The sequence below is a fragment of the Streptomyces sp. RP5T genome (genome assembly GCF_003933965.1).
GTDB lineage: Bacteria > Actinomycetota > Actinomycetes > Streptomycetales > Streptomycetaceae > Streptomyces.
The window spans coordinates 1-3980 of sequence record NZ_RSAJ01000699.1; the positions used below are offsets into that span (position 1 = coordinate 1).

Annotated in this window: 4 protein-coding genes; 2 read left to right on the plus strand and 2 right to left on the minus strand. The window is 73.6% G+C overall.

Annotated elements, in window-relative coordinates; translation table 11 throughout:
• Nucleotides 1–148 precede the first annotated feature (148 nt).
• Entirely contained in the window at nt 149–1201 is a 1053-nt protein-coding gene (locus EHS43_RS39435; protein WP_125195381.1) for a MerR family transcriptional regulator, read from the minus strand.
• Nucleotides 1202–1332: 131 nt separating this feature from the next.
• Here EHS43_RS39435 and EHS43_RS39440 point away from each other — a divergent pair, with 131 nt between their 5' ends.
• Entirely contained in the window at nt 1333–2202 is an 870-nt protein-coding gene (locus tag EHS43_RS39440) for a RimK family alpha-L-glutamate ligase (protein ID WP_125195382.1), read from the plus strand.
• Between the two features lie 14 nt (nt 2203–2216).
• On the opposite strand, the gene EHS43_RS39445 is transcribed toward EHS43_RS39440, so the two are convergent.
• The gene (locus EHS43_RS39445) at nt 2217–2924 is read right to left on the minus strand and encodes a FadR/GntR family transcriptional regulator (protein WP_125195383.1); all 708 of its coding nucleotides are present in this window, start codon (nt 2922–2924) and stop codon (nt 2217–2219) included.
• Nucleotides 2925–3161: 237 nt separating this feature from the next.
• Between EHS43_RS39445 and EHS43_RS39450 the strand changes: the two genes are divergently transcribed.
• The coding region (locus EHS43_RS39450) for an SLC13 family permease (RefSeq protein WP_260470920.1) at nt 3162–3980 on the plus strand (819 nt) is incomplete at its 3' end.

Genomic DNA, 3980 nt, shown 5'->3' on the forward strand with positions numbered 1-3980 from the left:
GGGCACGGCCCCGACCCGCTGGGGCCTGGCGTTCACCGCCCCGGACGAGGAGGGCGTACGACGGGAGGTGGTCGCCGAGTTCACGTGGGGTCTGCTGCAACGGCTGACCGTGCGCTGACCGCCCGCCGCCGCACACCGGGCGGCCGGATCAGGTTGTCCTCTCCACCACGTCCGCCACCACGCAGCTGACGTTGTCCGGGCCGCCCGCCGCGTTCGCCGCGTCGACCAGCGCGTGCACGGCCTGGTCGGGGGTGCCGGCGGTGGTGAGCAGGTCGCGGACGGTGGCGTCGGGGACGACGGCGGGCAGACCGTCGGAGCACAGCAGGTAGCGGTCCCCCGGCTCGGCGTCGTGCAGTTTCAGGTCCGGGGTGCCCGTCGTGAGGGCCTTGAGGAGCAGGGCCCTCTGGGGATGCGTGACCGCCTCCTCCGCGGTCAGCCGGCCCTCGTCGACGAGCGACTGGACCACCGTGTGGTCGTGGGTGATGCGGAAGAGGCCCCCGCCGCGCAGCAGGTAGGCGCGCGAGTCGCCGATGTGGACCAGGGCGAGCCGGGAGCCGGTCCACAGCAGGGCGGTGAGGGTGGTGCCGTTCCCGTCGGCGCCCGCGGCCACCTCCCGCACCGCCTCGCCCGCCCCGTGCACGGCGTCCTCCAGCAGGTTGAGGACGTTGCCGGCCGGCAGCTCGGCGCTCTCCAGGAACCGCAGGGCCGCCACGGCCGCGCTGCTGGCGGGGGCGCCCGCCGGGCCGTAGCCGTCGGCGACCGCGAGGAGGCGGGCGCCCGCGTAGGCCGTGTCCTGGTTGGCTGGACGGACCCGGCCGGGGTCCGAGTGGGCGCGGTAACGCAGTTCGAGCACGCTGGTGTCCTTCCTCGGTGCGGCCGTCAGCTCGTCGACGAGGAACGCGGCGAGATCCCGCCGTACGGCCGTCTCCGCCTCGACGCCCGCCCAGTACGCCCGGATCTCCCCGGCGGCGGCCTCGGGCGGAAGCGCGCACACCGTGCGGATGCGGGCCAGCGGCATGCCCAGCCGCCGCAGCCACGCCACCAGCCGGGCCTGTTCCAGCTGGGCCGGGGTGTAGTAGCGGTAGCCCGTCTCCGCGTCGACACGGGCCGGACGCAGCAGTTCCAGCTCGTCGTAGAGCCGCAGCGCCTTCGGCGACAGACGGCACGCCCGCGCGAAGGCCCCGATCGTCAGCCACTCCATACGGCCTCCTCCGTTCCTCGCCCCGATGGTGGGGCTTCACCGAGGGGGAAGGTAAAGCGGTTGCGGCGGTTGCGTCCGTCGCGGTTAGCCTGCCGGTCGAGCCGTATGGCCGTCTGGGAAAGGAACCCGCCGTGCCCCGAATCGCCCTCGTCACCTACGACCCCGGGCCCGAGCCCAGCAAGGACGCCGACCTGCCCGTGCTGGTGGCGGCGCTGCGCGAGGCCGGGGCCGACGCGCAGGCCGTGTGCTGGGACGACGGTGACACCGACTGGGCCGGCTTCGACCTGGCCGTCATCCGGTCCACCTGGGACTACAGCTGGCGGCAGGCCGAGTTCGTGGCGTGGGCGGAGCGGTGCGGCAAGGAGACGCGGCTCGCCAACCCGGCGGCCGTCGTGCGCTGGAACACCGACAAGCGCTACCTCGGGGAACTCGCGGAGGCCGGGGTGCCGGTGGTGCCGACCCGCTACCTCGCGCCCGGTGCCCCGGCCGATCTGCCCGGCCACGAGTACGTCGTCAAGCCCACGTCCGGGGCGGGCGCGCGCTATGCCGCCCGGTACACACCGGAGCAGCACGGGAGTGCCGTACGGCAGCTGGAGCGCATGCACGCGGAGGGGCTGACCGCGATGGTGCAGCCGTACATGCGGGGCATCGACGCGGGCGGTGAGCGGGCGTTGCAGTTCTTCGGGGGCCGGCTGCTGCACGCCAGCCGCAAGCGGGCCGTCCTGGCTCCCGGTACGGCCTTCGACGCGGTCAAGGTCGCCCACCCGGGCCTGGAGCCCTGGACGCCGACCCCGGCCGAGGTCGCCGTCGCCGAGCGCGCGCTGGCCGCCGTACCGGACGCGCCGGAGCTGCTGTACGCGCGCGTGGACCTCGTCGACGGGGAGGACGGCCGGCCCCGCGTCATGGAACTGGAGCTGGTCGAGCCGAACCTCTTCCTGTTCCTGCATCCCGGGTCGCTGCCGACGGTGGTGGAGGCGGTGCTGGCGGAGGCGGGGCGGTAGGTGCCCGCGGCCCCCTACTCGCCGTCCTCCGGCTCCCAGTCCAGCAGCCGTACCTTCGCGACCGTGCGGACATGGCGGCGCATCGCGGTGGCCGCCTGGCCGGGGCGCCGCAGGGCGATCGCGTCGAGGATCGCCCGGTGCTGGGCGAGGGATCGCTCGGGGCGGTGCGGCTGGCGCAGGGACTCGGTGCGGCTCTCGGCGATCTGGTCGGCGATGGAGCGCATGAACTCCGCGAGCAGGCTGCTGTGCGCGGCCGCGGTGACCGCCGCGTGGAACAGCCGGTCGCCCTCGACGCCGTGACCGCCGTCCTCGATCTCGCCGGCCATCCTCGCGAGGGCCGTCCGCATCGCGACCAGGTCCTCGTCGGTGCGGCGCTCGGCGGCCAGCTCGGCGAGCTTGGTCTCCAGGGCCTCGCGGGCGTCGAGGACGTCGGGCAACCGCCGGCGCCGCTCGACCATCTTCTCGACAGGCTCGACGTCGAGGCTGTCGCGGACGAGGTACGTGCCGCCGCCGTGCCGGGCCTCGACCAGTCCCTGGACCTCCAGCACGACGATGGCCTGCTTCACGGAGGCCCGGCTGACCCCGAGACGGGTGGCCAGGTCGCGTTCGGGCGGGAGCCGGTCGCCGGCCCGGAGCCCGGCCTCGGTGACGTACTGGCGCAGCCGGTCCAACACCTGTTCGTAGAGGCGTGGCTTGGACATGGGGCGCAGGGCGTCGGTCACGGGTCCCCCTCTCGTTCGTCGGGAGAGTAACACTCCGGGTAACACCCCCATAGGCGGTCAATTGGCAAAGTGGCTGAGCCAATTCTGCGCGCACCCTTGACGTACCGCACGTCCCGCACCACGCTAACCAGCCATCCCCCCATTGGCCGAGTGGCTCAGCCAATCAACCAATCAGCCAGTGAACCAGTGAGCCGCTCGTCCCTCCCACCGCTCCGGGGCCCAACGACGGGAGCCCGTATGTCCCCCCAACTCATCTCGATCCTCGTCCTCGTCGTGGTGTTCGTCATCGCCACCACCCGTTCCGTCAACATGGGCGCTCTCGCCTTCGCCGCCGCCTTCGCGGTGGGAGAGCTGGTCGCCGACCTCGACGCGGACGGCATCTTCGCCGGCTTCCCCGGCGACCTGTTCGTCGTCCTCGTCGGCGTGACGTACCTGTTCGCGATCGCGCGGGCCAACGGCACCACCGACTGGCTGGTCCACGCGTCGATCCGGCTGGTGCGCGGGCGGGTGGCGCTGATCCCGTGGGTGATGTTCGCGCTCACCGGCGCGCTGACGGCGATTGGCGCGGTCAGCCCGGCCGCGGTCGCGATCGTCGCGCCGATCGCGCTGAGCTTCGCCGCGCGGTACGGGATCAGTCCGCTGCTGATGGGCGCGATGGTGGTGCACGGCGCCCAGGGCGGCGGCTTCTCCCCGATCAGCATCTACGGCACGATCGTCAACGGCATCGTCGAGCGCGAGCACCTGACCGGCAGCCCGGTGTTCCTCTTCCTGGCCTCCCTCGTCGTCAACCTCGTCATCGCGGGCGTGATGTTCGTGCTGTTCGGCGGGCTGAAGCTGTGGGCGCAGGGGGCGGTGCCGCTGGACGGGACCGGCGTCACCGGGGGCGCTCCCGGACGACACGGGACACCGGACTCCGGCACACCCGCTCCCCCGGGCGGCGCCACCCCGGCAGGCACCGGCACCTCGGGTACCACCCCGGCCGCCTCCGCTCCCGCAGTCTCCGGTCCCGCCACCGCCACCGTCACCGCCGTCGCCGCCCGCCCCGAGGCCCCCGAC